Origin of the sequence: Rhodococcus sp. NPDC057529, assembly GCF_042802055.1 — a bacterium.
Lineage (GTDB): Bacteria > Actinomycetota > Actinomycetes > Mycobacteriales > Mycobacteriaceae > Rhodococcus_F.
Window position 1 is genome coordinate 259,513 of sequence record NZ_JBHVEY010000005.1, and the last position, 25,487, is coordinate 284,999.

Annotated in this window: 29 protein-coding genes; 16 read left to right on the plus strand and 13 right to left on the minus strand. The window is 64.6% G+C overall.

The features are described 5' to 3' along the window. The first annotated feature begins 895 nt into the window (after positions 1-895). The 3 genes from ACFU5V_RS12180 to ACFU5V_RS12190 all read left to right on the plus strand — a co-directional run bounded on the left by ACFU5V_RS12180 (position 896) and on the right by ACFU5V_RS12190 (position 2,044). The gene (locus ACFU5V_RS12180; protein WP_378437157.1) at positions 896-1,117 is read left to right on the plus strand and encodes an antitoxin MazE family protein; all 222 of its coding nucleotides are present in this window, start codon (positions 896-898) and stop codon (positions 1,115-1,117) included. Continuing rightward, positions 1,114-1,443 carry a type II toxin-antitoxin system PemK/MazF family toxin gene (locus ACFU5V_RS12185; RefSeq protein ID WP_378699380.1) on the plus strand — a complete coding sequence of 110 codons (330 nt, stop codon included), beginning with the start codon at positions 1,114-1,116 and terminating at the stop codon, positions 1,441-1,443. Before ACFU5V_RS12180 ends, ACFU5V_RS12185 begins: the two co-directional genes overlap by 4 nt. Before the next feature lie 172 nt (positions 1,444-1,615). Continuing rightward, complete coding sequence (locus tag ACFU5V_RS12190) at positions 1,616-2,044, plus strand: hypothetical protein (RefSeq protein WP_378699382.1); 429 nt, start codon at positions 1,616-1,618, stop codon at positions 2,042-2,044. A 229-nt stretch (positions 2,045-2,273) separates the two neighbouring features. Here the strand turns inward: ACFU5V_RS12190 and ACFU5V_RS12195 are convergent, their stop codons facing one another. Further along, positions 2,274-2,450 (minus strand): hypothetical protein, encoded by a 177-nt coding sequence (locus tag ACFU5V_RS12195; protein WP_378699384.1) that lies wholly within the window; start codon positions 2,448-2,450, stop codon positions 2,274-2,276. Positions 2,451-2,826: 376 nt separating this feature from the next. Between ACFU5V_RS12195 and ACFU5V_RS12200 the strand changes: the two genes are divergently transcribed. After that, the gene (locus ACFU5V_RS12200; RefSeq protein ID WP_378699386.1) at positions 2,827-3,225 is read left to right on the plus strand and encodes a hypothetical protein; all 399 of its coding nucleotides are present in this window, start codon (positions 2,827-2,829) and stop codon (positions 3,223-3,225) included. A 180-nt stretch (positions 3,226-3,405) separates the two neighbouring features. Here the strand turns inward: ACFU5V_RS12200 and ACFU5V_RS12205 are convergent, their stop codons facing one another. Further along, positions 3,406-4,320 (minus strand): DUF6226 family protein, encoded by a 915-nt coding sequence (locus ACFU5V_RS12205; protein WP_378699388.1) that lies wholly within the window; start codon positions 4,318-4,320, stop codon positions 3,406-3,408. Between the two features lie 170 nt (positions 4,321-4,490). On the opposite strand from ACFU5V_RS12205, the gene ACFU5V_RS12210 reads away from it, so the two are divergent. The 4 genes from ACFU5V_RS12210 (at position 4,491) to ACFU5V_RS12225 (ending at position 7,991) form a co-directional block, all read left to right on the plus strand. Next, entirely contained in the window at positions 4,491-4,808 is a 318-nt protein-coding gene (locus tag ACFU5V_RS12210) for a hypothetical protein (protein WP_378699390.1), read from the plus strand. Positions 4,809-4,976: 168 nt separating this feature from the next. Continuing rightward, positions 4,977-6,077: a hypothetical protein gene (locus tag ACFU5V_RS12215; RefSeq protein ID WP_378699392.1), complete on the plus strand. Its 1,101-nt coding sequence runs from the start codon at positions 4,977-4,979 to the stop codon at positions 6,075-6,077. Between the two features lie 94 nt (positions 6,078-6,171). After that, positions 6,172-7,248: a hypothetical protein gene (locus tag ACFU5V_RS12220; protein WP_378699394.1), complete on the plus strand. Its 1,077-nt coding sequence runs from the start codon at positions 6,172-6,174 to the stop codon at positions 7,246-7,248. A gap of 131 nt (positions 7,249-7,379) precedes the next feature. Continuing rightward, the gene (locus ACFU5V_RS12225) at positions 7,380-7,991 is read left to right on the plus strand and encodes a hypothetical protein (RefSeq protein ID WP_378699396.1); all 612 of its coding nucleotides are present in this window, start codon (positions 7,380-7,382) and stop codon (positions 7,989-7,991) included. A 111-nt stretch (positions 7,992-8,102) separates the two neighbouring features. Here the strand turns inward: ACFU5V_RS12225 and ACFU5V_RS12230 are convergent, their stop codons facing one another. Then, on the minus strand, positions 8,103-8,600 hold the full coding sequence (locus ACFU5V_RS12230; protein ID WP_378699398.1) for a hypothetical protein: 498 nt from the start codon (positions 8,598-8,600) through the stop codon (positions 8,103-8,105). Positions 8,601-8,933: 333 nt separating this feature from the next. Between ACFU5V_RS12230 and ACFU5V_RS12235 the strand changes: the two genes are divergently transcribed. After that, entirely contained in the window at positions 8,934-9,299 is a 366-nt protein-coding gene (locus tag ACFU5V_RS12235) for a hypothetical protein (protein WP_378699399.1), read from the plus strand. A 672-nt stretch (positions 9,300-9,971) separates the two neighbouring features. Here the strand turns inward: ACFU5V_RS12235 and ACFU5V_RS12240 are convergent. From ACFU5V_RS12240 to ACFU5V_RS12260, 5 genes are all read right to left on the minus strand, one after another. Then, complete coding sequence (locus tag ACFU5V_RS12240) at positions 9,972-10,514, minus strand: hypothetical protein (protein WP_378699401.1); 543 nt, start codon at positions 10,512-10,514, stop codon at positions 9,972-9,974. Between the two features lie 58 nt (positions 10,515-10,572). Continuing rightward, a complete protein-coding gene (locus tag ACFU5V_RS12245) occupies positions 10,573-11,157 on the minus strand; it encodes a hypothetical protein (RefSeq protein ID WP_378699403.1) in 585 nt (194 codons plus the stop codon). 66 nt (positions 11,158-11,223) lie between these two features. After that, positions 11,224-12,336 (minus strand): hypothetical protein, encoded by a 1,113-nt coding sequence (locus ACFU5V_RS12250; RefSeq protein WP_378699405.1) that lies wholly within the window; start codon positions 12,334-12,336, stop codon positions 11,224-11,226. A gap of 555 nt (positions 12,337-12,891) precedes the next feature. Further along, on the minus strand, positions 12,892-13,479 hold the full coding sequence (locus tag ACFU5V_RS12255; RefSeq protein ID WP_378699407.1) for a DUF6461 domain-containing protein: 588 nt from the start codon (positions 13,477-13,479) through the stop codon (positions 12,892-12,894). Positions 13,480-13,719: 240 nt separating this feature from the next. Continuing rightward, positions 13,720-14,145 carry a hypothetical protein gene (locus ACFU5V_RS12260; protein ID WP_378699409.1) on the minus strand — a complete coding sequence of 142 codons (426 nt, stop codon included), beginning with the start codon at positions 14,143-14,145 and terminating at the stop codon, positions 13,720-13,722. A 310-nt stretch (positions 14,146-14,455) separates the two neighbouring features. Between ACFU5V_RS12260 and ACFU5V_RS12265 the strand changes: the two genes are divergently transcribed. Continuing rightward, positions 14,456-15,055 carry a recombinase family protein gene (locus ACFU5V_RS12265; protein WP_378434777.1) on the plus strand — a complete coding sequence of 200 codons (600 nt, stop codon included), beginning with the start codon at positions 14,456-14,458 and terminating at the stop codon, positions 15,053-15,055. A gap of 640 nt (positions 15,056-15,695) precedes the next feature. Here ACFU5V_RS12265 and ACFU5V_RS12270 read toward each other — a convergent pair. Then, on the minus strand, positions 15,696-16,577 hold the full coding sequence (locus tag ACFU5V_RS12270; protein ID WP_378699411.1) for a LysR family transcriptional regulator: 882 nt from the start codon (positions 16,575-16,577) through the stop codon (positions 15,696-15,698). A gap of 69 nt (positions 16,578-16,646) precedes the next feature. On the opposite strand from ACFU5V_RS12270, the gene ACFU5V_RS12275 reads away from it, so the two are divergent. From ACFU5V_RS12275 to ACFU5V_RS12290, 4 genes are all read left to right on the plus strand, one after another. Next, entirely contained in the window at positions 16,647-17,246 is a 600-nt protein-coding gene (locus ACFU5V_RS12275; protein WP_378699413.1) for a short chain dehydrogenase, read from the plus strand. A gap of 73 nt (positions 17,247-17,319) precedes the next feature. After that, positions 17,320-18,540: an NAD(P)/FAD-dependent oxidoreductase gene (locus ACFU5V_RS12280; RefSeq protein WP_378699415.1), complete on the plus strand. Its 1,221-nt coding sequence runs from the start codon at positions 17,320-17,322 to the stop codon at positions 18,538-18,540. Positions 18,541-18,861: 321 nt separating this feature from the next. Beyond that, positions 18,862-19,467, plus strand: coding sequence for a dihydrofolate reductase family protein (locus ACFU5V_RS12285; protein WP_378434768.1), 606 nt, complete (start codon positions 18,862-18,864; stop codon positions 19,465-19,467). Positions 19,468-20,339: 872 nt separating this feature from the next. After that, the gene (locus tag ACFU5V_RS12290; protein ID WP_378434766.1) at positions 20,340-20,789 is read left to right on the plus strand and encodes an STAS domain-containing protein; all 450 of its coding nucleotides are present in this window, start codon (positions 20,340-20,342) and stop codon (positions 20,787-20,789) included. 66 nt (positions 20,790-20,855) lie between these two features. On the opposite strand, the gene ACFU5V_RS12295 is transcribed toward ACFU5V_RS12290, so the two are convergent. Further along, positions 20,856-21,002, minus strand: coding sequence for a hypothetical protein (locus ACFU5V_RS12295; RefSeq protein WP_378434764.1), 147 nt, complete (start codon positions 21,000-21,002; stop codon positions 20,856-20,858). A gap of 5 nt (positions 21,003-21,007) precedes the next feature. Here ACFU5V_RS12295 and ACFU5V_RS12300 point away from each other — a divergent pair, with 5 nt between their 5' ends. After that, on the plus strand, positions 21,008-21,274 hold the full coding sequence (locus ACFU5V_RS12300) for a hypothetical protein (RefSeq protein WP_378699417.1): 267 nt from the start codon (positions 21,008-21,010) through the stop codon (positions 21,272-21,274). 751 nt (positions 21,275-22,025) lie between these two features. Here ACFU5V_RS12300 and ACFU5V_RS12305 read toward each other — a convergent pair. Continuing rightward, positions 22,026-23,009, minus strand: a complete 984-nt coding sequence (locus ACFU5V_RS12305; protein WP_378434782.1) for a magnesium transporter CorA family protein — start codon at positions 23,007-23,009, stop codon at positions 22,026-22,028. Between the two features lie 106 nt (positions 23,010-23,115). Between ACFU5V_RS12305 and ACFU5V_RS12310 the strand changes: the two genes are divergently transcribed. Then, positions 23,116-23,529, plus strand: coding sequence for an NYN domain-containing protein (locus ACFU5V_RS12310; protein ID WP_378699419.1), 414 nt, complete (start codon positions 23,116-23,118; stop codon positions 23,527-23,529). A 45-nt stretch (positions 23,530-23,574) separates the two neighbouring features. Here ACFU5V_RS12310 and ACFU5V_RS12315 read toward each other — a convergent pair whose 3' ends face one another. Then, positions 23,575-24,018 carry an SRPBCC family protein gene (locus tag ACFU5V_RS12315; RefSeq protein ID WP_378699421.1) on the minus strand — a complete coding sequence of 148 codons (444 nt, stop codon included), beginning with the start codon at positions 24,016-24,018 and terminating at the stop codon, positions 23,575-23,577. 90 nt (positions 24,019-24,108) lie between these two features. Next, a complete protein-coding gene (locus ACFU5V_RS12320; RefSeq protein ID WP_378699424.1) occupies positions 24,109-25,431 on the minus strand; it encodes an NAD(P)/FAD-dependent oxidoreductase in 1,323 nt (440 codons plus the stop codon). Between the last annotated feature and the right edge of the window lie 56 nt (positions 25,432-25,487).

Below are 25,487 nucleotides of genomic sequence, written 5' to 3' on the forward strand. Positions count from 1 at the left end.
GTAGGACGGTCGGGGACTTTACGTTCGGACGATCCCTCCCGGTCACCGTTCGGCTCGACCATGCCGGAGCGCGGATGGATCGCGTTGGCCGTTCATGAGGAGATACTCGGAAGATGGGTAAACGGTGGAACGTACTCGAACGGCCGACACTCGAGCTGGCGGACCAACTACGATCGGCTGATCACTCCGAGCTCGCGGCCGGACTGCGAAACGCCGTTCCCGCGAACCTTGATCAAGGCCCATCCGATGCCCACTTCCCGGAGCTCAGGGCGCGATTGGTCCAGGTCGTCGACACAACCGGTGTCGACGAGGGGCTGAGCCGATCCGCACAGAAGCTGATCGAGGTCATCGACGATCTCCCAACGGCGCTGGGCCGATGCGGAACCGTCCATATCACCTGGCAAGAAACGAACAACCCCCGAATCGTCGATCCGGACCCACCCCACTACAGCGGTCACTGGAACGGATCACTCGGTCGTCGCGATCCGGAACCCGACCATGTGATCTATCAGAACGCCCCGCAATTCGACCATCTCAGCGACGCCCTCGATTGGGCTCGCCGCCGCTCGTCCCAGGTCTTCGTTCGACCCGCCTGGGATCCGGGAACCACGTACTGGGCTGGTGACGATTCAGCAGGAAATACATGGCCGCGACTGGAGGAACCCTCGTGATCTCAGCACTGAAACAGCGACGGCAGCCGTGCGGCTTCCGGGGTTCGTTGTTCGAGTGGTCCGACGAGAAAGTGAGGCTCAGCAGCCTCGAAGACTGAGACAGATAAGCCGAACGATGACTGGGAGGGATCGTCGAACGACGAGTCCCCACGCGTCCCGGGAGCCGATCGGCCAGCGGACGCACGTCTGTTGTCGACTGAATCCGTTACATGTAACATTGCCGCATGGCGAGCATACGGGAGCGGGTACGCGAGCATCGCCGGCGTTTGCGCGAGCAGGGCCTGCGGCCCGTTCAGATCTGGGTGCCCGACGTACGGGCTCCGGAGTTCGTCGCGGAAGCGCACCGCCAGTCGGCTGCCGTCGCGGCGAGCGAGCATGAAGCCGATGACCAGGCATTCGTTGATGCCATCTCAGTCGATTGGGACGAGGCGGAGCCCGGCGAGTGAGGCGGGGCGACATCTACATCGCTGCTGCGCGTGGCGCATACACCGGCAAGCCGAGACCCGTGGTCATCGTCCAGGACGATCGGTTCGACTCGACCGCTTCGGTAACGGTGTGCCCGTTGACGACCAATCCCGTCGAGGCGCCACTTGTCCGGATCGCCGTGCAGCCGACCGACACCACCGGAATCGAAAAGCCAAGTCAAATCATGGTCGACAAGGTCACGACGATGCCGCGGGCAAATGTACGCGACCGCCTCGGCCAACTCACCGATGCCGATCTGGTTCGGCTGGACCGCGCACTTGTGGTATTTCTCGGGCTTGCCGATTGAGCCGGCTCGCTCGGCGGAGCGATGTCGCAAGCGGATCGCTGACCGGTGTCCCGATCGATCAGGGCACCGAGGAGACGCCAAGTCTCAGACGGGCACACTCGATTCCGTTCAACTCATCGCGTCTAGGTGACACCCTGAAACGATGGGCTCCTTAGACCCTCGCGATGAGCAGGTGCTGACGGCCACCTGGACAGCGGGGCAGGGCGTGCACCTGGTGTCGTCGGACCTGCCGGATGCGTGGGTCAATGCGCTGGGTCGTATTGGCCGCGATCTGAACGTGCGGCAGTACGGCGGTGTGATCGAGCAGATCGACTGGGTCGCTGAGTACGAACCGGACAGCGGTTACGTGTTCCTTCTGAGCGACGTGACGGTGCTCGGTCGCGGGCCCAGCGGGCTAGGTATGAGCGGAAGTGGCGCCCAAATCGACGACGAAGAGGAGTCCGTCGTCGTCTGCATTGCCGACCTCGTGCAAGACCAGGTGGCCCGCGCTCATGTCGCGTGGCCGTGGGGCGATACCGGTGGATTCATGACCCCTCGACTCGTCGACGCCGTCGCGATCTGGTCCGACAAAGGCCGCCAAAGAGTGATCGGCAGCCTTTGACAGCAATCCGGAACCAGGACGACGAACGGGTCAGTGTTTGACTGCTTGAGGGCACGTCGAGGCACCAGCGTCGACCGAACGCCGCCTCGCTGACCGGTCATCGATCCGCTTCCGTCCGGCCGCCGACGCTGCCGGCTGGTCTGTCCGGCTGACGGTTCCTCCATCGGAGCCGGATTGTCGGGACTGAGACACGGAATGGATCGCGGCGCCATGCCAGAGACGGTCTGCCTCACACGCGTCCTCGACGCCACGTCCAGACGCACCAGACGATGCCCGCCACGGCTACCACCGGGAGCACCTGCCTCGCCTTCCCCATGGTGACCGCCCGGTGGTACTGCTCACTCGACAGGAATTGCCTTCCGTGTGCGGTGTCCGGGGTGGACAGATCCCACCAGAAACTTCTCATGCCGCTCACTGCATGGGGCCAGGCAGTGAAAGCACCAATCGCGGCGGCGACCGCGAGGCACGTAACGGGCAATGCCACCCAGAACCAAGGGAACCCAGGGGCCCGCTCGAGTCGTGTACGCCTCGGCAAGATCACACGCGCGACCAATGCCACGAGTCCGAGGGCAAGAAATAGCAACCACGCCACGACATAACGGTAGTGCTTTCTCTCCCTGCCCAAGCCTCGAATACCTTGGAGAACTCGAGCCGGCAGTTCGGAACGAACACGCGGTGCGGGATTGCCGATCAGCGATCGGGCAACGGCGGTGGATGGATGCCATCGGATGGCACGTATGTCGATCAAGGGCTTGCGGCCTTCACGAATCTACGCTTGCGTGATGATCAGCCACGACGACGGAACGGACGGGTCCGACCTTCCCCACGTTCCCCTTGAGTACGAGGTGTCTTTCGATACGTGGGGCATTCGCTGCGCAAATGCGCTGCTGCGAGGGCTGATCTCAGGTCAGCTACGCGGTGGAATTGCCGTGTCGTCATTTTCGGTTCTCCCAGACGACGACACGATCGAAGTGATCGTCGACTACTACATGAACAGTCGGGAACTCCAAGCGAGGGTGGGATACCGCTTCGTCATCTCGGCATTGCGATCAATAGCGCAGGACGATGATCCCGGATCCGCCGCGGGAGTGTACGTCGACGATCTATTTCTCCTACCCGCTTCTCTACCGGGTGATCCAGTGAATGGGATTCACTGGATCACCCGGCCAGGGTTTGCTTGAGGGGCGTGGGTTCAGCACCGCCAAGCCGACCCACGCGATCACAGGTCGACGCGCCGGCGAAGCGTGCTGGGTCCGCCGCCGCAATAAGTGCTGTGCCGTCATCCCGTTCGCGGATCGGTGAGCGGTCACCTATCCGCAGTGGAACTATCTGTCCGTGGGCGCGGCCTGGCACGGGCTCCCTCATCTGGAGCGGTAGATTTGCGCTCTGTTCTTAGGTTCGGGCTTGCGCAGCAATCTATGCAGGGCCGCATGAGCGACGTTTCCGATGACCGATCGCGGTCCTATGCCCTGCGTCTTGATGTCGGGCACCAGTGGGCGTGACGTCCAGTTCGCGGGCGACGGTGCGGCCGTAAACGCCGTAGGTGCGTCGAGATTCTGGACCGTGCCGCCTCCGGCTTTGAAGGATGTGCGCACCGCGGAGTGGTCGGCTGCAACGTCAACTTCGAGGGAACCGTCGACGACAGATAGCACCCACATGTCCATGTCCTCGAGCAGGTCAGCGGACCCGCTATCGCACCCGTCGCATGCGCAGTCAGGAATCGATGCCAACCTCACTGCCGGGTCGCCCGCGGCGATCGTGACGTTGACGGGATGGTCGCTATCGACCGGTGTGTGCGTCGTCAACACCAGTGGAACCGCGCCGTCGGCGGCCGGCGCGAGGACGGTGTCGGCCCCGCCGGGTTCCATGGGGCGAAGCGCCCAGTCCACATGCGATGCTTCTCGCGCCCAGCCTCGGTCGAGGAGAACCTTTGTCCACGCTCGCGCTCTGGCCACCACGATCAGGAACTTCTCGGGGTTGGTGGAACGCTCGTACGCTTCCTCGTCCGGCTCGGGGCCATCCTTGTACGGGTTCGGCCACCCGAGAGTGTCCGCGCTGGTGACCGCGAATGCCGCGTCGACGTCGTCGAGTAGTTCGCACATCTCTCGCGAGAGCAACGGTTCGTTCTCTCCCCAGGCGGTTTCGCGCGCACGGAGAATATCGTCGTTGTAGCCTTCCCACCACGATCGCGCCGGATCTGTCACCACCACAGGGACGTTACCCGTCGCCCGCTCACGAAAATCTGGATCGCATGTGGCCTGGTAAGTGATCGCCATCCGAGCAGTTTCGCCGCGCCCCGGATTGGTGTCCGGTAGTCGATCGCCATCCGGTGCCGAGAGGCGTTCCTCTCCACAACGCTTGGTTCTCGGAGACTTGATTTCGGAGTTTCTGGATCGAGGACACTCATGCGGACAGTTTCAGGTCAATCGAGCTGACGGAGATAACCATGTCTGGCGCTGATAAAGATGTCGCAGAACCTCGTCGTTACCTGGTGCGGGACGTCCGGCGGGTCGCACAGATAGTTTGCGGCGTCACTTTGAGCGTCGCATTTTGGTGGGGTTCGGCTTGGGTGGTTCCGTCGGAACTCGGACTGCATTGGTCTATTACCGGGGTGGTGCTGCCGCTGATTGCAGCGTTTCTGGTTGCAGGTGTTGTGTACGTGACGCTCAGGCAGTTGAGGATGGCGGTGGTGGCCTTCCTCGCCGGGACCATGGTAGTTGGCTTTCTTGCCCTGGTTTTCAACGTGACGATGGGTACGCAGTAATACAGAGTGTGCCGGTCGGTCCAGAGTGTCCTGAATGGCGATCGGTGATCGGTCACAGACCGGACCATTGTTAATGGATGGTCGGCGGGCGGGTTGTAGTCTCGTTCGCACGGTGACCCGATGCCCGTAGGCTTCGTCCTACGGTTTCCCTAGTGCGTCGGGATCGACATGACGGTAGACGACTTCGAAGCCAACCAGATCGACACGCTGCTCCGCTCCATCACCTTTGCTGAAGCCGACGCCCTCCGGCGGCCGTGTCCGACGGCACGCAACTTCCTCGACTCGATGCTTCACGATCTGTGCATGCAGCCGCTCGGCGAAGCAACCGAACGGCGAGCGCTGCTTGCGTTTCGTCGGTTCGCCGAACTTTTCGATCACGATCCCGACGGCTTCCGTGAGCACATTCCTGTCGCTATCACGCCGGTGCTCGAGGCCGCGGTCTCCGGGTGGACGGAGGACAACGTCGGCGACCGGGTCCGTAGCATCCTCACCGCACTCGGCGGGCCCTCGTCCACCGAGCGCGAGCACGCGCTCACGCTGTACGCCCGGGTCATCGCGGCCCGGGTCCGGGACGGCTATGTTCACCCCTACCTCGCCGCCACTCACCTGGCATGGCCGGACATCCACGATTGGGACAACCTCGCCAAACCCGAGATCGCCGCGATGCGCGTCGGTGCCCGAGTTAAGTACCAATGGCCGCAGTTCCGCCCAAACCGCGGTGTGCTTGAACAGGATCTTCTCTCCGCCCTCGAGGGCATCACGTGGCCCTCACCCCACACCGCGCCGCAGCCTGCCCAGCCGATCGAGTGGGCCGACGACGAGTACACGACGGCACTGGGCCGCGCCGTATACGCGGTCGCCGCGCTGGAGTCATACATCCTGTTCGAGCTGCTCCACCTACCCGGCGCACCGATCGACGTCACCGAACTCGGAGGTCGGCCCAGCCGGCCCACCGCCGAAATCGGCGAAGTCCTTGCCCAGCCGGAGCTCCTCGACACTGTTAGCGATGTGCATGTACGTTATTGGCTCAGTGCCGCCGGTGCAGCGTTGAAGGAAACAGCAATGGCCCGTGACGAACTCCTGCACTCACGGCCGGCTGTCGAGAAAGGTGTGCGGATGCTGCACGGCTATGCCTTCAGCCCCTCGGGAAAGGCATACCTGAATCCCCTTCCCCAACACCGGGTCGAGCGGTTGGCCACCACCGCGGTAGCCCACCGCACGCACCTCGCCCGGCTTCGCACCCACGTGGCCGACGTCAGTACCTCGTGAGTTGCTAGCCCCACGTTGTTTCGTAGCCGGATCGGCAATCGGTGCCTGGTCGATCACCACGATGTCGCACAAGTCGATGACTAGCATCAGCACGATGACGCAGTGGAGCACTGTCGAGGCGAATCATCATCAATTCGTGATCGGCGAGCGTCAGGCCGATACCCTGGCTGTCACTGTCGAAAGCAGTCTCTTCGACGCAGGTAGGGACTTCCTGACGGTACATACGGGTGTCGCGAATGGTCCGGTCTCGATCGGCATTGAAATACTTGGCGACCAGCCTGAAAGCACGTTGTTCGAGGACTGGGAGAACGTTGCTGAATGCACCATCAGCACCTCCGCGCTGTGTGTGATGACCCTGCAGGGCGAACCAGTGGAGGACTTCACCGATCTGGCAGTCGTCGACGTGGGTAGGTACCGGGTTCGGGTACATGCTCGGGGCCGTGATGTGAATTGGGACATGGACGTAGCCGAGCCGACCGAAGACTACTTGGTGCAGCTGTGGCCAGTCGCTCGCGTACAGGGTTTTGTGCGGCTGAAGAAGACCGACACCGCTTGGAGCGAGGTCGACCCGGAGCTCCCGATTGCTGCGCCGGCCGTGGCTCGCGAGTCGGTGCAGGCACCGAATCCGCAGGCGCTGGGACGGCCGAAGCTCAAACGCCTGGTGAACCGCAAAAGTGTGTCCCGATTCCAATTGCGAAATTTCAACGCGTTCAAGGACGTGGCGCAGGTCGATCGACTTCTTGCCGAGAAACTTCTGGCCCTCAGCGACGACGAACTTCGGTCGGTTGCCCAGTGGCTTCCCAGGCGAGCCCTGACAAGGGTCGGACTCTTCGGCATCGAGTGGGTGTCGAGCGGTGTCACGGTCCTCGAGGCCGGGCTGTGGGAACGACCGAAGGATGTCTACGCCGCGGCGGTGCGGGCGAGGACCGGCGGCGATCCCGACGTGCCGGTCACTCAGATCGTGTCCGTTTTCGATGGACAGCTTGTCGACCCCGCACACGGCGCACTGGACGCGCTCATCTTTGGCTTCGACCCCGACCCAGCAGTCGCCGCGTTCCTCGGCCTCCATGGCACGTTGCTCGCGTACGGATCGCATTGGAAGGAGCTGGTCAACGATCTCGAAGCGGCCTTCCCGAGAATCGCCAACTGGACCATGGAAGGGTTCGAATGAGGACACACCGCGACCCTGCTTGACGAAATCCTCAACGTCGTATGGCGTGCAGTCCGCACCGATCGGTTACATCGGCGGATTCCACGCCAGGTGTTCTTCTACGATGTACGAGGACACTGTCTGGAGGGTCCATGAGCATCCGAATATCGTCGAACACACCGGATGACGAACCGGGAAGCGCGTTGTTGCCGGTTCGCGACAGAATCGACGAGGACCTACGCACCCACCCGGCGGTGAGGCTTGCGGTCGAAGCGGTCCCCTTGATGCACCGCACCACGGCCGGCGAGCGCTTCGGTCCAGTCCGGCTCATCCAGCGCGACTCCGATGTCGCCGTCGTATTCGCCGCAGATACGACCCGTTGGGCGGTTCTTGTTCAGCCAGGCGGCGATTCACCGAAGGCATCCGTCATCATCGGGGTACCCAATCCCCGCGCCAACTTCGGTCGCTCATTTCGGGCTTCGTACTTGGAGCGGTTGAACGTCCATCAATCCGGCGACCCGTCCGTCGCGAAGGAACAACCAGAGGCCGGATGGATGGCACTGACCGGAATTGCTGCCGAAGGCGTGTCTCAGTTCGAAGTGAGGTCGTCGCTCGATACAGACACCGGAGGTGTCGGAGCCGACGACGGAGTCGTCTTTGCGGTGCTCCGCGCGCGGTGGAGAGAAAAACTGCAGGTCGCCGTAACCCTTGCCAGCGGCGAGACAGTCCCCATCAATCATCCAAGCGTGCGTCCACCAAGTTGAGACACATCGTGGTGGCCATATCGTGAGACCCAAAGATGAATGCGCAGGTCGCAAGAAGATCGGCAACGGTCACCGATGTGAATAGACCGGTTGCGCGTGCCGGGCGAAGCCTCAGCCGCAGACTTGTGGTGCGGCGAGAAACAATCCGCCGCAGACGAAGACACGGGATAACTTCCACTCGTTGTCGGAACGCACGAAGGGGATTGGCCCCACAGGGTAAGGGGCCATGCGTTCGAGGTGGCCCTGGCCAGTCGCGTTGATCATGTCCGGGCCGACGGGTTCCACGGCGGTGAACTGGATGTACTGGGGTGAGGGTTGCGCACCCCAGGCCCGCGCGATCGGCAGGGTCTGGTCGCTGGGACCATCCAGGAGTCGCGCGCGGTCCTCCTCGCGTATCGAGTAGTTGGTGGTGGCGTTGTACAGGGCGGTCAGTTGCTCGGCGGTGGGCACGAGATCGGTGACTGGCGCCGGCGGCGGGGCGAACTGGGTGGATTGGACGAAGACGGTCTGATCGCGCGATTCGGTGTTATCGACGGACGAGCAGGCGCCGGCGGCGGTTGCGATCGCGACAAGAGCGCTGGCACCTATCGCGGCTTTCCTCACCCTCATGATCTGGGTATCGCCCCAAGTCGACGTTGCGTGACAAGCCCGTGCCGCAGCGCCCGTCCCGAAGACGGAAGGGCGATCGGCACGGCCGTCGGATCGCCCGCGCCTTTCCATTAGCGGAATCGGTGAGTGGGAATCGATGCGTCCGACAGTTCACCTACCGAAGCTGACATAGTGGGTCAGTACAACCGACCAGCAACCTCTCGCGTGCAAAGGATTCCGATGACGTCTCGGTTCGTTCCGGTGCTACTCGCGGGAGCCGCGGTTACCGCAGGTCTGATATCTGCTTGCGGTTCGGACAACGGTGACGACGATTCATCCGCATCAGCAACGGGCGTGCAGGCAACCTCCTTCGCGGCAGCTGCCCCCGAGGTTCCGGCTACCGCGGACCCGACACCGGCGGAGTTGACTGCCCTCGTCGAGACCGCCCTCGATTACGACGTGCGGTTGGCCGATCGTGTGAAGCTATTCCAGGGGGTGAGCGAGAGCGATCCGGCTCTCGCCCAACGCTTCGTCCAGGAGAAACTGACGGTCGAGTTCACCTCGGTTACCAGCACCGGTGAGGGCGAAGTATCCGCCCACGGGCAGGTCGCCATCGGCGAAAATCCGCCTGGTGACGTGGGCCCGGTGACGTTCGTCGCCGAGGACGGTACCTGGAAGATCGCCCGCAGTTGGGCATACCCGATCACCGGAGCCTGTTAGCGAATCCGGTCTGCTTGGTGACCGGTCAGCGATCGTCATCCGGTGCCGATAGGCGTTCGGCTAACCAACGGTGAGGCTCGAGATCCTTCAAGCTGTGCCGAACTCAGGGAAATAGATTGGCCGTCAGTCAGCTTCAATCGGATTCGGTGGGCAAAGAATCAACGCAAGCAGGTACGCCACAATCATTGCAGCGAAACAGGAACCCAGGGGTCCCCATGACGCGGCGGTGGTAGAGGAAGCGGTCAACCACGCGCCCACGAGGCCGACAGAGATTCCGACCGCAGCAGAGGTACAGATTGCGAATCGGTGCTGCCACCAGCGGTTACTGCCCGGCCGCCATACGGGGACAGTCCGGAGAGCGAACGTACCGCCGACGACTGCCACACCCCCGACAGCCGCTCCGAGGACAAGACCTGTCATAGCAGCGATGACCATCCCTGCGACATCGCCACCGAACAGCAACGCGACGACCACCCCCGCAACAAAGCCGAGAACGGCGGAGATACTCATCTCCCACCCGACCCAGCTCCTCATGTCATCGATACAACCAGACCGATACCGATTGCACGAAGAGAGCAGGGTGCTGGGCGCAGGGACTGGTTGTTCGCTGCGCAGAGCATTCAGTGACCTTGTCGGCGATCGGGCTTCGGGACGACATCGAGGAGCACCGAGTCAGTGCGGACGCTCGAGCCCGCGAGCGCGCTCAGGGGGTGGGCCGTCACCGGCCCAGTACTCGGTTCCATTGTCCCACCACGGGCGCACAATCACCGAGGGCGCTCGGACGCGTGCCCACGTGAGCGCTTCGTCGAGCGAGGTGAACTCCGGAGACATCTCGTACGATTCCTCGCCGCCCCAGGAGCCTTGGTAGATGCCCTCGTCCTCGGCAAGAACAGGTCGAGCCCACTGCACCGGCCCGGGCTCGCCGGTCGGGATCCGCCGCCAAGTCATGTGCACCACTCCACACCGCCCGATCGCACCGAGTAGATCGTCACCAACGGCGATGAGCCGTCTCGCCTCGTTCTTGTCACGTTCGGCGACCTGTGGATCGTTCAGAAGCTCGACCAGTCGATCCTGAACCTCGCCGACGTGATCGTCGGTGAGTGGATCATCCCGAAGAGCCTCGACGATGCGGTGGTGCAGGTCTGGGCGCCCGACGCTCTGAAGGTCGTTCGCGAGCGCGAGCGCAGGCTTGTCGAACACAGAGCGGCGGCCCATCTATCGATGGTATGTCCGGATCCGGATAACCATCCCCGCCTGGGGACCGGGCTGCGGCTCATCCCACACACGTTAGATCGACAACGAGGAACTCTTCACGGTAATCCCCGTCGTCACCTTCAGCCGTTGGATAGGTGTACACGCCCATTGGACTGCGGCGAAGTTCATACTCGCGCGCAGTTCCCGGCAGATACTGGCTCGCGATCCACCCGTCGGGAGCGTCGGCAGGAATTCCAGTCGCGAGGGAAATCATCCGGATGCGGTCCACCCTGCCAATGGTCGGAAGCACGCGAGCCTGGATATGCCGGCCATCGGTCCGATCGGCAGGTTCCAACACATTGAGAGCTCCGGACAGCTCGATACGACGCAAGGCCGGCAGCGGCAGATCAACATGCGTCGCAACGCTGACGCCCGCCAACTCCGCTACCACGTCAACGGCGACAGGTGTCCCTCCCTGCGTGATGTACGCGTCGCGGGCGCTTGCTGAGATTTCCGACTGCAAGCGAATCGGCATGGTGAGGTGCCATCCCTCCGCAAGATTGCGCCACCACCGTCCCAGCGTGGGCGTCCAGGACAGGTGGACCGCGAGCTGGCTATCCAGGTGGAAAGGCGCGGTGTAGGGCAGCACGTCGGACTTGAGCACAATCGGCACTGTCAGCAGAGGTGGTGTCATAACTCCATCACACGATCGGTGGGCGGTGCTACTTGGTCAGGGCATTGCGGTGACGTCGAGTCGTGGACGGCCGGTGTCGGTGGTGTAGCCGAGCGCTATCAGCGCGGGGTGCTCGAACGTGGTCGTGATCTCGTGGGCGCCGGCATCGGCGAGGGCGTGGGTGACCGCCCGGATCAGCTGTTCGTTCACGCTGTCCGGGGTGCCCGGCACGGTCTCGAGGACGTCGAAGGCTGCGACCTCAGGCGCGGTCCACCGGGCTGAGGCGTGCCCGACGAACGGCCGGCCCTGCTGGTTGTTCTCGTACGCCTGCATCCAGACGGCGAGCGTGCCGGTGCTCTTCGCGCCCACCGCGTCGTCGATGTGCAGACCCTCGTCTGCGAGCCTGGCACCCGACGTGTCATGCAGGGGTACCGCGCCGAGCCCGTAGTCGGACCGTGCCGGGCCGCTTGATGGGGCAGGCGCCGAAATGTGCAGCACACCGTCCGCGCGGCGCCGAGTCCCGCGCACGATCAACCCGGTGTCGAGTTCCTCCATCCAGTCCAGCAGGACGGTCGAGACCACCCCCGCCGGGGTGTCCATGGGTGGGCCGCGGAAGTCGTCGGCGGTAGTGGGGAGGCGGAAGGTCATCGCGAACAGGTTGGGGTTCATCGCCCACCGGAAGTAGACGCGGACAAGGTCACCGTCGAGTTCGATCCTCACCGTGCGGAAGCGGCTCGACACGGCGCCGCGGATGCGCAGGGATCGGCACGCGCGGGTGAAGGTTTCCCGTGCGACATCGCTCAGCGCCTCTGGTGGGTCGCCGACGATCTCGATCTTCCAACCACCGTCGGGCTCGGTCCGCGAGTCCCGGATGGACTCCGTGGCCGCGAACGGACCGCACCGCGTCAACCGGTCGATCAGCGCGGCGTTCTCCGGGTCTGGATCGAGCTTGCGCGGTTGCACGTGGCTGATCCAGATGCTGTCCCAGCGGGTGTTGTCCGGCGCCAGGACCGGAACGCCGGCGGCGTCGACGAACACCACGTAGACGTCATGGTGCGGTAGATGCGGAAGGCGGGGATCCGGTTCCACCACGACGAGTTGGTACGCATAGCCGCTCCACCCTTGACCCAGGACGGCCCGCGCCCATCCTTCGCTTTCCGTTCGCGGCAATGGTGTTCGTTCCGACTGTGCGGAGCGAAGATTGGTGAATGTACTCGGGTAGCCCTGCACATGGATCCGGAAGCACAGGGGACGAACGGTGGCGGCGAAGGAGCCCAGATTGTCGGCGTCTTGGAAACTGTGACTGGCAGCCACACGTGTAGCGGGAACCGTGACGGACTCACCATCGATTTCGTAGGTGCGACGAGGCCAGCGGATCTCGTCGAGATTCGAGTGCCCTCTGCTGTGCACGTGGTGGTCGAGGACGTTGCGGAGTATCCGCAGTTGCGATGCGAAGCGCGTGGAGACGATGTGGGTGATCTGCGCGGTGGAGGGGCTGGGCCCTCGGCGGTCATCCGGGCGAGTCATTCTTTCGACGTGTTGTGGAGTGCATAGGACGAAGGTACTCCGCGAGGACAATGAGCACGACCGACTTCAAGCCTGCGCGACTGAACGATGACCAATCGTCGAACCTCTACCGGTATCCGTCACTGTCTGCCCTCGACGGCACCCCTCCCGTTGGCGGATCCCCCACCGGTCGGTCGACAGTTGGTGCTGCCCCTGACGTCAGTCGGCGCTGCCCACGACAAAGGTCGAAGCGGAGAAGAACCCGGGCGTGATCTGCGCGCCGGTATAGTTCGCCGCCATTGCGAACGACGCCTCGATCACATGGAATCTGCCGTCAGCCAGGGGCCCATCCCCCTTGGGGTCGATGCCAACTGCACGCATTCGAGGTTCCCAGTCCGCTGGCATGGGTTCTAGTCCGAACCCCCTACGCGCCAGGGGATCGAAGGACACCATGCGTTCCCCGTCCTTCCACACGAAGAATGAGGACAGCGCGTCAATATTTTTGGAGTGCGTTAACACTTCACGCCCCGTGGACAGTGGCCGCATCAACTCCTCAGACACGCCCGCGGTGGCTGCGGGTGCGATCGCAATCGTCCATTCACCCAGAACGGCGGCTCCGACTACTGAGATCTCCTCCCATCCGCGCTCATTGACACCGCTCAACCCGTTCGCCTCCCCGAGATCCCGAACGGTCATCGCTTCGATCACTGTTGTCGGGTCCGCATCTCGCACGTAGGTCACGAAGAGACTGTTCTCGACCCATGGGTAGTCGCGGACCACCCATTGGAAGTCGCGGTAGGTTGTCACCTTCGCACTCAGGTCCTTTCTGGATTGGCCAGGCACTCCGTAGGAAATTCTCTCGTTGATCGAGGGCCAGCCTGGGCAAACGGCCGGTGACACGACGAATTGTCACCCGAACGGGATCGTTGCCCGGTCATCGATCGGCAAACGGGACACCTGCTGAGGTGTCTCATCGCGCCTTGTCCGGGGAAGGATCCGGTACCGGGCGTCCTATGTGCCGCAACCACACCCGCGGGTGTCAGACGGTCACGGCACGGACCCGGCGCCGGCGCCGGGTAGGAGGGCGAGTATTCGGGTTCCCGACCCGTCGGGCACCGTGATCGCAGCAACCACCGTCCCGGAACCGGTTCGAATTTGTGTGCCGCCGGGGTTGTCGAGGTACGTGATGCCGCCCTCGCCGGTCGAGATGTTTCGCCAGTGGGCGAAGACTCCGGTGTAGGGCCCCACGAGGGTGATCCCCGGTGTGTCCGGGTCTGTGGTGGCGGTCATGTAGAAGTGGCCCGCGCTGAGAAGTCCGGTCACGCCAACGCTGATCCCGGCGATCGGAATGGGGAAGACGGTCTCGGTCGGCACCGCGGCGGCCCGCGGCGCCCCGAACAGCAACGCGCCCGCGACTGCGACGGCGGCTCCGGCGGCGAGCGAGGTGTCGCGGAGTCGGTGGTGTGGTCGCATTGACGGACCTCCGCGTCTGTGGTTCGAAAGGGAATGCGGGAACCAACTGCCAGGGTGCTCTGGCGGCATCGCGAAGTAAAGGCCCCGGGGGTGCCGTTGGCGGTCTCGCCCCGGATTTGCGGGCCGAGCAGTGAGTCGCACCGTCCGAACCGTGAGCCTTCCGCGGCGCCGGAAGCGGATGCGCCAACGGCAATGCACTACGGCACTGGTCCATCGCGGGTGGGTCTAGTCTGCCTCGTCGTGTTATCTGACCGTTGAGTCCCAAGCACCGCGCCGCCGGCGTTGTGCGTTCGAGAGATGGGAATCAGCGATGTACATCGGGTATGCACGAGTGTCCACCGATCAGCAAGACCTGACCGCGCAGCAGCACGCTCTGCTCGGGTTCGGGGTGTCACCGGAACGGATCTACGTCGATCACGGCTTGACCGGTACCAATCGTTTACGGCCCGGTCTGCAGAACGCCCTTGCAGCGTGCCGGAGCACCGACACCCTCGTGGTGACCAAGTTGGATCGCCTGGCCCGTTCATTGCCCGATGCCCGGGACATCGTCGACGAGCTCACGTCCCGGAACGCGTGCCTGCAGATCGGAGCCTCGTTGCACGATCCGACCGACCCCATCGGCCGCCTGTTGTTCAACGTCCTGGCGATGGTCGCCGAGTTCGAGGGCGACCTGATCCGGGCACGAACGAGGGAGGGGATGCGGATCGCGAAGGCGAAGGGACACCTGAAGGGCAAGAAGCCGAAGCTCAACCCACGCCAGGAACGGCACTTGGTCGAACTTCACGCGTCAGGCGAGTACTCGACTGCCGAACTGGCCGACTTGTTCTCGGTGGGCCGGTCGACGGTGTACCGGGCCATCGAACGCGCCCGCCGACCTCAACACGACGGTTACTCAGTCTCCAGTTCCTAGCGATTTCAGTCCTTTCGAACGTTCGCCGGGCCGGCCGCACCGGCGGACGTTCCTGATGAAGGCGAACGGTCCATCGAGGAAGGAACTTCGACCGGATTGCGCCTAACAACACCCGGGTCTCCTCATCGTCGACTACCGCGTAGTAGGTCGCGTCCAGGGCCGCCCGCGCTGGATCGGCGGCCCCAGCGCTGGTGAGTGCACTGACGGCGAATACTTGCCGCCCGAGTTGCTGGTTTCTGAGAGCTGGCTCCGTGCGAGCACGGAGCCGCCGAAGGGCGGGGTCGGTCTCGCCCCGCTGCCGCGCATTGAAGAGGCCGTCGAACGGCGCAGGAAGCGCAAAGTGTCTCTCGAGCGCGTCAAGTCCGTCCTGGGCCCACTGCGTGTTGCTCAGGTCCCTTCGCTCGATCGCTGTCCGGGCAGCCCACCGGGCAATCGAACGTTGAGTGGGGGGCGATGACGAGGCGATCGCTTCCGCGACGGTCCGGTCCAGGAGACAGAGGTTCGGCGCCATCGACCCGGCTGCGAGAAGCTCGGCTGTCGGGGGTCTACCTCCCCAGATCGCAAAATCGTCATCCGGCGATAGCTCGGGGCTGTGGGTTGTCGTCCGAGAAGCCGATGCAGGCGTCGATTCCGGCCGCGGTCAGAATCGATTGCGGGCTGGGTCGGGTGTTCTCTCGTTCAGAATCTGTTTGGCGTGCACAACGAATCGGTCGGTCATGGGGTGCCTGTTGTGGCGCGGCCAGGTGAGGTAGACCGGGACCGGACTCGTGTTCGGGAGCGGCAGATACGTGACCCCCGGATGGGGGTGGCTGTACTCGGTGGCATCGCTCGTCACACCGATCGCGGCACCCGTGGCGATCGTCGTCAGCCACTCGTCGACGTTCGCCACGACAACTGTCTTCTCCGGGCGGCTGCTCTTCGGCCACAGCTGCAGGTCTGCCGTTCCTGCATTGGAACACAAGGCGATTCGATGCGAAACCAGATCATCGAGCGACAGGGCGCCCTTGCGGTTCAGCGGATCGTCGTCGGCGAGGGCGAGCATTCGGTTCTCGTGGCCGAGCAGTGCGTGCTCGAAGGCGGGTGGTCCTGGTTTCGCGCGGAAGAACGCCATGTCGATCTCGCCTTTCCGCAACGCCAGGGCGGGGTCGTCGACGCGGCGGACCACCAGTTCGGTCCCGGTGTCGTCCTTCCAGGTCCGCAGCAACGCCACCGTATGACGACCGAGGGCCGACCACGCGAAGCCGACGCGCAGCGGCGCCGGGCCCGCTTGCACCTCGGCGACGGCCTCGTCCACGCTCTGCAGGATCCGATGTGCACGCTCCCAGAGCAGCTGCCCCTGCGCGGTCAGCTCCAGGTGCCGGGTGCTGCGGTCGACGAGTTTCGTCCCGATCCGTTCCTCGAGTTGCCCGAGTGTGCGTGAGAGCGCGGGCTGCGCCACATGCAGCACCGCGGCCGCACCGGTGATGCTGCCCTCGTCGCCGATGGCGGCGAGGGCACGCAGATGCCGCAACTCGATATTCATTACTGTCGAGCATAACACCACATGAAATAGCATTTCTCAACGCTGAGTGGCGTGGTTAGCGTTGCCCTCATGAACATTCTGCTGATCGGATCGTCCGGCCGCCTCGGCTCCGCCGTCCACACCGCCCTCGCCGACCGCGGCCACAAGGTCCTCACCGCCGGCCGCACCTCCGGGGACTTCCGTGTCGACCTGACCGACCCCTCCTCCGTCGCCGCGCTCTACGAGAGCATCGGCGCCGTCGACGCCGTTGCCAGCGCCGCCGGCACCGTGCCCTACAAGACCATTCGGGAGATGACGGCCGACGACTACGCTGCCGCCTACGACGGCAAGGTCCGCAGTCAGGTCGAACTGGTCCGGCAGGGCATCCACCGCATCGCCCCGACCGGGTCGTTCACCCTCATCACCGGGATCCTCGCCCGCACCCCCATCGCCACCGGAACCGCCGCGTCCCTGGCCAACGGCGCCGTGGAGGCGTTCGTGCGCGCCGCTGCCGTCGAGATCGCCCCGCAGCGCGTCAACGCGATCAGCCCGACCGTGTTCACCGAGGCCCTCGACGCCTACGGCGACCACTTTCCCGGCTTTCCTGCCGTCGACCTCGCGGATGTCGCTCAGGCGTACGTGCGCTCCATCGAGGGCGTCCAGACCGGTCAGATCTTCGCCCTCGACTGACCTACGTCGAGCTCCCAAGTCCATCCACACAGTCGCCGAGACCTTCCTCTCGGCATGGAAGCGGCCCGAAACCATGAACAGCACACCATTTCCCGCCACACCCACACACTCCGCGTACGACGTCGTCGTCATCGGCGGCGCCACCAGCGGCTCCGCGGTCGCCTGGTACCTGGCTACCAACCCCGACTTCACCGGCTCCGTCCTCGTGGTCGAACGCGACCCGTCGCTGAAGAATTCGGCCACCATGGCGAGCAACAACTGCATGCGCCAGCAGTTCGCCACCGAGATCAATATCGAGATCGCGCAGTACGCCGCCGAGTTCGTGAAGAATTTCCGCGAGAACCTCGGCGGTGGCTCCGAGATCCCGCACCTGCCGATCCGGAACTTCGGCTACCTCTACCTCGCCGACAACGACGAGTTCGCCGAAACCCTGCGCCAGGACAAGCGTCTCCAGGCCTCCGCTGGGGCAGGGACGACGATCCTCTCGCGTGAGGAGATCGCCGCGAAGTATCCTTTCTACCGCGTCGACGACATCGTCGCCGGCAGCCTCAACACCGTCGACGAGGGCGCCTTCGACGCCCTGGTGATGGTCGACTGGTATCGACGCAAAGCCCGCGAGCACGGCGTCGACTACATCGAGAACGAGGTCGTGTCGATCAGTCGGACCGGGGATCGCATCGACACGCTCACCCTCGCCAGCGGCGAAGTGATCGCCGCCGGGACGGTCGTCGACGCCGCCGGTACCCGCGCCGCGCACGTGGCGCGGATGGCCGGGGTGGACCTCCCCATCGAGGCACGCCGCCGCTACACCTACATCTTCTCCGCGGAAAGGCCTCTTGCTCAGGACCTTCCCCTGACCATCGACCCGACCGGGGTGCACATGCGCTCCTACGGCGCGTACGACTACCTGGTCGGCTGCCCACCCAGCCACGACGACCCAGCGGTCGACGTCGACGACTTCGACTACCCGGAGGACATCTGGGAGAACAAGATGCTGCCTGTGATCACCAAGCGTCTACCCGAGCTCGGCGCCGTCACCGTGACCGACTCCTGGGTCGGCCACTACGAGTTCAACACCTTCGATCACAACGCCATCATCGGCCCACATACCGAAGTGCCGAACCTGTTCATGTGCAACGGCTTCTCCGGCCACGGCAGCCAGCAGGCACCGGCCTGCGGCCGCGGGGTCGCCGAACTGATCACATACGGCGAATTCCGCACCCTGGACCTTTCCGCACTCTCGCACCGGCGGATCGCCGAGAACCGGCCACTGGTCGAACGCGCGGTCATCTAGCACGATTCCGTCGTCGACACCGTGGGGTGATCCCTGAAGCCAGTCCATTAGGGATCACCCCGCACGGATCTCGGCTGCACCCCTTGGCCGCGACATGCCTCTCCGTTCATGAACATGGTTTGGCAGCACCCTTACGGCGCCTGTATTCCACCCAGAAGATGGCCGGTGACCGATCCCCTTGTGCTGTCTCACGGCTCCGGCTCCCGAGAACGGCGGTTTCTGATCCATGGCCGATCTATCATCGAAACAACCCAACGGATCCGATGAGTTCGTCGCCCGCGGCCGGTCCACACTCGTAACACCCGAGGAAAGGACACTGCCATGTCAGAACTTCTCGTCGACTTCATCACTTCCCTTGACGGCAACGCATCGGGAGAGGGCTGGCCCGGGTTCTGGGGCCTCGAGGGCCCTGAGTACCTCGCTTGGCTCGGCGAGCAGCCCGAGGTCACCTACCTCATGGGAGCGAACACCTACCGACTTATGTCAGGCTTCGCCGCCGGCGAGGTCCCGAATGGCCAAGACGAGTTCAGGGCCGAAGAAGAGGCGTCCGTCGACGAGCTCACGCAAGCGTCCAAGGTGGTGTTCTCCTCCTCACTCGAGGAGCCACTGACGTGGGCCAACTCCACGCTCGTCCGCGACGACGCCGCCGAGACGGTCCGCGCCATGAAGTCGAGTGGCTCGGGGCTCCTCAGCACGATCGGCAGCCTCAGCCTGTGCCGGTCCCTCCTGCGGGCCGGACTCGTCGACCGCTTCCGAGTCGTGATGTTCCCGGTGATCACCGGGGCTACGGGCGCAGAACGCATCTACGACGGCTACCCGGACGTCGCCCTCGAGATGATCGAGCACCGGACCTTCGACGGCCGCATCCAGCTGGTCGAGTACAAGCCACGCGTGCTCGAGCACCCGCCGCTCGGCACCCCCGCGTGACGTCGCCCGTCCACCAGGTGCGCGATGAGTGGCTTCGCACCGAGAGTCGATTGCCGTTGCGATCCCGGGTGGTGGACATGCGAAGGGTTAGGCTGCGGCCGTGTCGAGAGCAGTGTGGTGGGTCTTAGCTGTGGCCGCGTTGGCGTTCACCGCGGATGTCGGGACCTCGTCCACAATGGCTGAGGTGTCGTTGTCGTGCTCGAAGATCGGCGAGAGCCAATCCTCTTTTCGGTGCGATGACCGTATCGTCCACGTCCTGGGGGTATGGCCGCTGGTCGGTCTGGCGCTGTTGCTCTCGGCACCGCCTATGGTGGCGGCATTGGCGATGCGAAAGCGGGTTTCCTGGTTGGCCGTCGCGGCACTCGTTGGTTTGTCGATCGTCGGGCTGGAGAATTGGGCGTACCCCTCTTACTGGGGATTTCTTCTGTTCGCTGTTCCCTTGGCGGTCCTTGGATCAATCACCGCGACGTTCCAGCGAACTGTCCCGCGCTCCGACACGTCAGGGCGGGGTTCTGCCGCAGCGGCGTAAGCGCGGCGCTGAAGACGCTCTGGGGCGACACATTTTTCAGATTGCGGGTAGTCATGCCGTGAGACAACCGCGCACGTCCGCGGGTCGCAGCGTCTCGAAATGCCACCGGCAGCGAGACCCTACACTGAGGTCGGAATGTGTTGACAATCGGTTGATGCCCACCTGGTGGAGCCGTAGTGTTGATCGCGGGTGGTTGAGAACACAGCCGCAGATTGTTTGGAGGCCGCAGCTGTGCGCGGTGGACGGATTGCGCGCACTCCCATGCCGCTGTGATTCTCCTGCCAGTGCGCTCCTTCCGCCGATAGCGCACTGAGACCGACAGGGTGCACGCGATCGGAGGGTCATGAAGACATCACGCTCGTCGTTCCACGCCACTCCCCCGTCGGCGTCTCCGGCCACCCGTTGCGCACAGGATGTGCCCACCCACGACCGCGGTCTGCGCATGACCGTCGAATTCGCACCGTACGCAAACGCCACCGTGGGACGAATCTCGGGCGACATCGATGTGCTCGCCGCACCGTCGTTCGCGCTTGCTCTCGCACATCTGATCGACGGAGGCTCGTTCTCGCGCGTCGTCGTCGACATGACCGCGGTCGACTTCGTCGGGACGTCGGGACTGTCGATTCTGTCCGAGTTCGCGGAATCGGCGCGGCGGCAGCACATTACGTGGGCGCTGGCGGGTAATCGGGCGGTCCTGCGCCCCATCGAGGCCATCGGGCTGAGCGCGACCATTCCCACGTGCAGCACCGTTCACGACGCGTTCGACAAGGTGGAGAAGATCTCGCACAGTTGATCGGAGCCGCCGACGCCGCGGAAGCGGCCCACCCGAAGGGCCGGGTTCGCGAGACTGGCAGCCGCCCTACTCCGCCCGAACTGCGATCGACTCGCGCTCGTCGTCCTCGCGGAACATCGCTTCGATGCGGTTCTTGATCTCCGCCGTGCTCATCGAACCACGGGAAGGGGTGAAGCCACGATTGCGAGCCGAGGTGGGCGTGAAGGTGTTCATTGCCAGTGCTTTCTGTCTTCCGCGTCGGCGAGAGCCGCGGGGTGGTCGAAGGGTGCGTCCGCGATGCGGACGACGGTCAGATCAAGAGCGCGGCGAGTGCTACGGCAGCGAGCACAGACACGGAAGTAGCCACCGCGACGAGAACGGAGCCCGTCACGACGATGGCGGGCGCGGTCGCAGTCGCGGCCGAGACGGAAGCGATGTACACGGTCGGGCGTAGCGTGTGCCGGGTCGACGGCTCCTCGGCGGAGAGCGGCGACGTCGTGCGCTGATCGTGCTGTTGCACCGTGGTGCGGGTCATGTGCTGGTGTACCCCGTAATAGCGGTCGAGTGACCTGAGTCACAAACTTACGAGTACGTTGTACATCACAATCGGCCCCTCGCGCCAGTGGCCGCCGGCGCCAATCCCCTCGCCGGCGCTCCCCCGTCGCCATTGGCGTCCCTCCAGTCACACAACCGACCCGCTGACGCGTCGTGGACCCAGGCGCGGTCCCGACGGCCATCCGAGCTGTACCCCAACCTCCAGTTGTCGATGCTTGATGGGGGGTGATTGATCGGATTCGGAAGTTCTGGTGGGTGGTTACTACGAGTGTGCCGATGTGACGGGACAACCGAGGTTCGGTAAAACCAGCAATTCCGTCACGGTCCGACTCTTTACCAGCCGTGCGAGCGGATACGCCTGAGCGTCGAGGCGCCGGCGATCCCGGAATCGCGCACGAGCTCGCTGCCCGCCCGGCAGTGGACCCGGACGCCTCACTCCCCTTTCGCGCCATGCCGACCAAGCGGCGTCCCGCTCCCCCGGTTCCCCTCCGGGCGCCAACGGCCCCGCTCTCGATGCGATTTGTGTGGCCACCCTCGGTTTCGTGAGTATTCTTGTCGGCCCACTCCCCTGGGTTGTGCGCGACGACGCGAACCAATTCGGACTATTTCGGGTTTCCGTCCGGGTCAGACGTTGGCGCCTCGTAGCACGAGATCCCTCCCCGAGAATCCACTGCCTTGCAGAAAAGCGGTCACCCGCTCGCGTCAGAACCAGCCTTTGCGCTTCGCCCAGAGGAGCAGTGCCCCGGACATGGCAAGCATGACGAGCACGATCACGGCGACGGAGGACCACTGCGTCCGTTCGTTCACGATCACGTTCATGCCGATGATGGACGACAGGGCGGTGATCGGCAGCGTGACAGCCGCGATGACGGCGAGGCGCTCGGCGGCGACGGTCATCTTGGTGTTGGTGCGCGCCTGGTAGAACTCGATCGTGCCCTGCAGGTAATCCTTTTGTCCCCTGGCCATTACCGTCAGGTGCTGGAACTGATCGACCGCGTCGAGAAGAAGGTCCTGCCCCTTGCCGGCGCCGAATGCCTCGATGGTGACCATCCTGCCGTACACCTCACCGCTCAGCGCTGCCATGGTGCCGACCGTGAGCAGACCGTGCCGGACCCGGAACATCTCGTCGAGAAACGTTTCGGGATCACCGAGGTGCCCACCGGTGACCTGCTGTTCGAGCTTCCACACGTCCTTGGTCAACTCGGCGGTGTAGGCCCGCATTCGTGCTGTCAACGCCGCGAGCAGCGCGAACGACAACTCGAAAGCCGTGCCGGGCCGCAACTTGCCCGACTCCAGACGGCCCAGCACCGCATTCACCTCGACCATCGCCGTCGAGGGATCGATCGCCGGATTCACGGGGCCGTGCACTGTCACCAGGTAGCGGGTACCGATGAACTGGTCCAGTTCGACGTAATGGACGTGCCCGTGCGCGCCCGACTGCGGCGCGTGCAGGACCACGAAGAAATGGTCCACATACCTGTGCACCTTCGGAACCTGATTGCGGTGCTCCGAATCCCGCACGGCGAGAGGATGAAACCCGAAGACTGTGGTCAACGCGTCGTGCGCGTGTTCGTCCCAGGTCGGGATGTCCACCCAGACCACTCCGTCGGGCCGGTCGAGCAACTCCGTCAATTCGGTCGCCGCACACGAACGCACCCCGTCGCCGGAGATGAAGCGGACGTCCATTTCGGTCTCCTCGCCCTGACGCACCGTCATCACTGTCATAGCACCCACAGCTGCCCGATTCGGAAGACTTGTCGTATTCGGTGTTCGGAGCGGGGAAACTGTGGAAATGACTGACGACAGGACTGCTCTGATCGTGGTGGACGCGGCGAACGTCGTCGGCGCGCGGCCCGACGGCTGGTGGCGTGATCGTGCGGGTGCGGCCCGGCGACTCCTCGTCCAACTGGGCGCTCTGGAACGACATCTGGCCCAGCCGTCCGAGGTGGTGGTCGTGATCGAGGGTGCGGCGAAGGCGGCGGTTGCCGGGGAGCAGGAGCGGGAATTCGGCGGTCTGCGGGTGGTGTCGGCGGACGGTTCGGGCGACGACGCGATCGTCGACGTGGTGGCCGTAGAAAAGGACGGTGACCGGCCGATCACCGTCGTCACCGCCGATCGTGGCCTTCGGGCCCGGGTCGAGGCACTCGGTGCCGTCACGGTCGGCCCGCGGTGGCTCCTTGCCCTCGTCGCCGCCGAAAGTAGGTGACCGTCAGCCCCGCTCCCCCCGCGATCGCGCCGCCCGGTTCCGATGTCAGGCTTTGGTGTTTCGCTCGGCGAGGAACGACAGTCGGCGCAGGCATTCGAGATTGCGTGGGAGCACCGCCAGGTCCTGCGCGATCCGCGGAACCCAGCTCAACGGTGCGGAAGCCGCGACCTCCGACATCTGGAGGTGACACCCGGATCCACGCGGTTCCATGCGCAGGCGCACGATCGCCTTCGTGGGGGTAACCTGCGCGAGCAGCCGGAGTTCACGGTTCTCCTCGGCGACGAGAACCTCGGTGGAGTCGTCGATCAGTGCGGGCCAGGCGCCGACGGAATGGTGCAGTCGGCTTCCCACCGCGGGCCAGTCGTCGGAGACGGCACGCATCCGGGACGCGCCGACCACCCACGACGGGTACAGCCACCCGTTGGCGAGGACGGACCACACATCCGAAGCCGACGCCGACGTGTCGCGATGTGCCTCGATGACGACCACTCCCTCGAATCGGTACCTGACGACTTTCCGCGCTTACCCTCCCCGACCGCATCGGAAACGTGAGCCGCGTCGCGTAGGCGGTGCTCGCGTTCAGGTCTGCGCTCCGATTTCCTCGCCGGCGGCGAACCGTGATTCGGCGTCGGTGACCAGCCCGATCGACACGAGTGGACGCGGAAAGATCAGGTCGGTGAGATAGGCGAGCGCCACCGCCCAGCGATTGGCGGCGTTCGGCATGGCGTAGAGGTGATATGCCCGCGTGACCACCTTCGCGAGAAACCCCGACAGCCGGATCCCGAGGGGGTTGGCGACGGCGAACCCGGGGCCAAGATCCACCACGAGACCCATGTCGCGATGGGTGTACGGTTTCGCGTTGCCGACGCCGAGGCTCGCCGCCACGTTGCGGGCAAGGGCCCGCCCCTGCCGGACGGCGTGCTGCGCGGTGGGCGGGGTGATCGACCCGCTGTTCTTCGGATCGGCAACGGCCGCGGCGTCGCCACCCGCGAAGACGTCGGGATGCCCGTCGACCGAGAGGTCGGGGCGCACCGTCACTCTCCCCTTCTCGGTGGGCAATCCGAGCGTGTCGACGAGGGGGCCGGCGGTGACACCCGTCACCCAGGCGACCGTGCGGGTGGGAACGACGGTTCCGTCGTCGAGAGTGACGTGTTCGGGTCCGAGTTCCGTCAGGGTGGTGCCCAGTCGCACCTCGATGCCGCGCGAGCGGAGCACCTCCAGCACCTTGCCGCCCAGCTTCTCCCCTACCTCGGGCATCACCTTGTCGGCGGCGTCGAGCAGCAGGAACCGGATCTTCGCGGGGTCGAGGTTGCGACGGGACGCTGCTTCGTCGGCCAGGGCGCGGAGTTGGGCCGTGAGTTCCGTGCCCGCGTAGGACGCACCGACCACGACGACCGTCCGGCGGGCGTCGGCGACGCGGGGGTCGGTGTCCCGCTCGGAAAGTTCGATCTGGGTGAGGAGCTGGTCACGGAAGTACAGTGCCTCGGCCGGCGTCTTCAGTCCCCGGGCGTGCTCGGCGAGTCCGGGAATGTCGAACAGCCGGGTCACCGATCCGGGGGTGAGCACCACCCGGTCCCAACCGACCTGCTCGACACCCTCCTCGCAATCGGTGACGTGCACCGTGCGGGCCTCGAAGTCGACGGCGTCGACTCTGCCCCGCACGAGTTCGACGTCCGGCAGCGCCTCGGACAGTGGAACGGTGACGAACCGGGCATCCAGGATTCCGCCCGCCACCTCGGGCAGGAGTGGTGTGTAGAGCATGTAGTCGTGGGGCGAGATCATGATGACGCGGGCGTCGGCCTCCGGGAGGCGACGCGCTAGCGCGCGTGCGCACTCGAATCCGGCGAAGCCGCTGCCCACGACGACGATGCGAGTCGGCTCTCCAGTTGATTCGTGGGTCATACGGAACGCTTTCCCCAGCTACGCGTCGAACGAAACAATCCCCCGGTCACGACCGC